The sequence below is a fragment of the Ligilactobacillus acidipiscis DSM 15836 genome (genome assembly GCF_001435755.1).
GTDB lineage: Bacteria > Bacillota > Bacilli > Lactobacillales > Lactobacillaceae > Ligilactobacillus > Ligilactobacillus acidipiscis.
This window is the reverse complement of sequence record NZ_AZFI01000183.1, coordinates 1-3,713: the sequence shown is the minus strand read 5'-3', so window position 1 is coordinate 3,713 and position 3,713 is coordinate 1. Positions and strand designations below refer to the sequence as shown.

General features: G+C 40.0%; 4 protein-coding genes and 1 pseudogene. All 5 read right to left on the bottom strand.

Annotated elements, in window-relative coordinates:
• Positions 1-29: 29 nt before the first annotated feature.
• Positions 30-995, bottom strand: a complete 966-nt coding sequence (gene manA / locus FC65_RS09480; protein WP_056972486.1) for a mannose-6-phosphate isomerase, class I — start codon at positions 993-995, stop codon at positions 30-32.
• Between the two features lie 182 nt (positions 996-1,177).
• On the bottom strand, positions 1,178-2,179 hold the full coding sequence (locus tag FC65_RS09475; RefSeq protein ID WP_029605717.1) for a serine hydrolase domain-containing protein: 1,002 nt from the start codon (positions 2,177-2,179) through the stop codon (positions 1,178-1,180).
• A gap of 5 nt (positions 2,180-2,184) precedes the next feature.
• On the bottom strand, positions 2,185-2,847 hold the full coding sequence (locus FC65_RS09470) for a histidine phosphatase family protein (RefSeq protein ID WP_010499526.1): 663 nt from the start codon (positions 2,845-2,847) through the stop codon (positions 2,185-2,187).
• Positions 2,848-2,874: 27 nt separating this feature from the next.
• Positions 2,875-3,141, bottom strand: a complete 267-nt coding sequence (locus tag FC65_RS09465) for a hypothetical protein (protein WP_010499528.1) — start codon at positions 3,139-3,141, stop codon at positions 2,875-2,877.
• A gap of 85 nt (positions 3,142-3,226) precedes the next feature.
• Positions 3,227-3,688: pseudogene (locus FC65_RS09460) on the bottom strand (amino acid ABC transporter ATP-binding protein); the annotation flags it as partial.
• Between the last annotated feature and the right edge of the window lie 25 nt (positions 3,689-3,713).

Sequence of the window (3,713 nt, the reverse complement as noted above, 5' to 3'; positions counted from 1 at the left end):
GAACTCTATCTTTATGGTAGGGTTCTTTTTTATGCTTCTTGTCCGGGTTCAGAAGCAATGATAGTTAAATTGCCATTCAATTGCCATTCTTTGACAGCAGATGGCAAAATAAAATGAACACCTTTTTTGATTGGATAGCTTTGGCCATCTATTTTGATCTCACCTTGACCATCAAGAACTGAAACCAAAGTATAGGGTGCCTCTTGTCTCTTGAAAACCGCAGTTCCACCAGTCAAGCTCCATTTGTAAACAGCAAAAAACTTAGTAGAAACAAAACGAGTGACCTGCGCATCACCAACTGTATAGTCTTTGCGGTTTAGTTTAGGCTCTGTAAACGGTACATTCGTACAATCAATCGATTGTTTTAAATGCAGCTCTCTTTTCTTACCAGTTTTTTTGTCAACACGGTCAAAGTCATACAAGCGATAAGTAGTATCACTGCTCTGCTGTGTTTCTAAAACCATGATCCCCTTACCAATTGCATGGATCGTGCCGCTAGGAACATACAAGAAGTCACCCGGCTTGACCGGTACATGTCTAAACAGCTTATCCCACTGCTGATTTTCAATCATTTCAGTTAACTCAGCCTTAGTCTGCGCATGGTGTCCATAAATCATTTCTGCGCCAGGCTCGGCGGCTAAAACGTACCAGCACTCAGTTTTACCTAGTTCTCCTCCATGTTCTTTTGCATAAGCATCATCCGGATGAACCTGAACTGAAAGATCTTCACGAGCATCTAAGATCTTCGTGAGTAAAGGAAAGACGTCCCCTTTGGCATCACCGAATAATTCCCGGTGTTGATCCCACAGTTCAGTTACAGTCTTCCCCTTGTACGGGCCATTGATAACGGTCGCGGGACCATGTGAGTGACCTGAAATTGCCCAGCATTCGCCAGTATGATCGCTAGGAATATCATAACCATATTCACTAGCCAACCGTGAGCCACCCCAGATTTTTTCTTGAAAATAAGGTTGTAAAAACAATGGTTCAGTCAAATTGATTCGCTCCTTTTTTGTTTCAACTTTATTTTAACCGTATGTGAAAGTTTTGACAACCTAATAAAGCAGTATTGCTCTTTTATGTCTCCAACCTTTTTGACATTTAATGAAGCAAAATTTGACAGAATGAAAAAAGTCGATATCCCATTTGCTAGACGGAAATATCAACTCACAAATTATTATTTTTCTTTAAGATAAGTTTTAATCAACTGATCCCGTGCTTGCAGATAACGGCTATTTTGTTGCCGCGGATGTACGCGGTTTGTTAAAACTACCAGTGCGTCTTGCTTTAACCTATCGATCAAAATAAAAGTCCCTGTGTACCCAGTGTGATATAAACATGCTCGTCCATCTGGAGTATCACACAGATCAAAGCCTAACGAACGATGCCCCGTTTTATTTGGCGTATAGTCTGCGAACAAAGAAACTACTGTTTGATCAGACAGTAGCGGAAGCGTTCCGAACTGACCCAAAAGCCAAGAAACATACTTAGTTAAATCATTGAGTGTCATGAACAAACCGGCAGAAGCACAATGCTTACCCAAGACATACGCCTTCGGATCATGTACCTCTCCTTTGATCAACCCTCTGATAGGATCAACAGCAGTTGGAACACAATATTGCTTGCTAGGTTCAAAAGTGCTTTCATTTAATTTCAAAGGCTTAAGAACTTCATTTTTGAAGACCGTTTGGACAGGCAAATGATAAAATTTCTCAATGATCTGTCCCAGTAATATCATATTGATATCTGTATAAACTACCTTTTCACCCAACCAGTCACCAACATGCATTTGTTCGTAAATTGCAGTTAATAACTCTGTTGCATTTAGTTGATCACGATCCTTGATATACCCAGTAATTGCTGAAGTGTGTGTCAATAAGTGCCGTAAAGTGACACGTTGGTCTGTAAAACAAGGTAGGAGCTGAGCAATTGGCTGATCTAAAGAAAGTCTTTGTTCCTCGAGCAACTTTAAAATCATTGGGGTCGTACAAACGACTTTTGTCAATGAAGCGACATCGTATAACAGCCCTGGCACGAGTTTCTCATGTCTAGGGAAAATTTCTTTTTCACCAAAAACTTCCGACTGCAGCTTTCCCTGATGGATCATTGAGTAAGAAACGCCCGGCACTATCCTCTTTTCAGCTAAATCGTGTAGTAACTTTGTTGTCTTTGGGTTCAAAAACATCACTTCTTTTTTCCAGCAAAATTAGTAGTTTTAATAACAAATTTTTCCTGCTCATAATCAACACGCACTACGTTAGTATTTTTGACCAACAATAGTGGTACACTGCCATTCAAGCTTTCGATAAAGGAAGATAAAAGCAAGCCATGTGTCACGATCAAAATATTGCGATCAGCACCACCATAGGCTCTAGCAATTGCTTCTAGAGTATGTGTCATCCGTTGACTTAAGTCGGCACTGGACTCCAATGGCGCATCATTTGACATCCGATCAAACAAATCAACTAAACCATTCGCATGATGTTTGCCAAAAGCCGTTCGTAAAATCTGAAAGGGACCTAACGCACGCATCGCGTTAGGTATCAGAGTTCTTTTTCTAGCTTCTTCATATTGTCCAAAATCAAACTCCCTAAGATCACTCAAATAAAAGCTTGGCGGGTCTGGAAATTCATTCATTTGGATGATATTATTTGCAGTTTCTTGTGTGCGACGCAAGTTACTCGCAAAGACCGCGCTGAATTCGACATCAGCTAAACGGCGCCCAAGTTTCCTCGCATCCCTTATCCCCCGAACTGTCAGGGCAGAATCAGTCGTTCCTTGCAAACGCACAAGACGATTTACTTGAGTCTGTCCATGTCGTACTAAATAAAAATGTGTTGTCCCCATTTTCTCCTCTTAAGTATGGATGGTTAGTTAATCATCCAAATCTTCTCCAATATCAAGTCCATAAATTTGACCAACTGGCTGGTCCTTATCAGCAGGCGTCACAACTATAACAGCGATTGCCCCTTTACTCGAAACATAACCTGCAAATGAAACAACTTCTTCAACTAAATATGCATTTGCATCAGTATTATAAATGTACTGTCCGGCAACTGGCATACTTTCAAAATATGTCTTGTTCATCCGATAGTAATCATTATGTTCTACATCATGCATCACTAGAATTACTTTCAGCATTTCAATTTCCCCCACTTTGAATAATATCTATCACAAGACTAAAATCATACAGATTATTTAGCAAAATGTGTAGCAAAAAAGTTGCTTACACATCGATCACTTTTTCAAGGAATACTTTAGTTCTTTCATTGGAAGGATCCTCAAAGATTTGCTGAGGAGTCCCTTCTTCCAAAACTCGACCATCATCCATAAATACCACTCGATCTGCCACTTCCTTGGCAAAACCCATCTCATGAGTAACAACTACCATTGTCATTCCATCTTTAGCTAATTTCTTCATTACAGCTAGCACATCACCCACCATTTCAGGATCAAGCGCTGATGTAGGTTCATCAAAAAGCATAATATCAGGATTCATTGCTAAGGCACGAGCGATTGCTACCCGTTGTTTTTGACCACCGGAAAGTGAGGCTGGTATAGCATCAAATTTGTCGGACAATCCAACAGTTTCTAATAAATCTTTAGCGGTCTTCTGTGCTTCTTCACTAGTTTCTTTACCTAATTGAGTTGGAGCAAGTTTAATATTTTCACCAACCGTTAAATTATCCTGAATTATTCATACTTTTCCCTTA

Bases quoted from the DNA above. Each gene is read 5' to 3' on its own strand.
- FC65_RS09470 (WP_010499526.1), bottom strand. From the start codon at position 2,847: ATGGGGACAACACATTTTTATTTAGTACGACATGGACAGACTCAAGTA.
- FC65_RS09465 (WP_010499528.1), bottom strand. From the start codon at position 3,141: ATGCTGAAAGTAATTCTAGTGATGCATGATGTAGAACATAATGATTAC.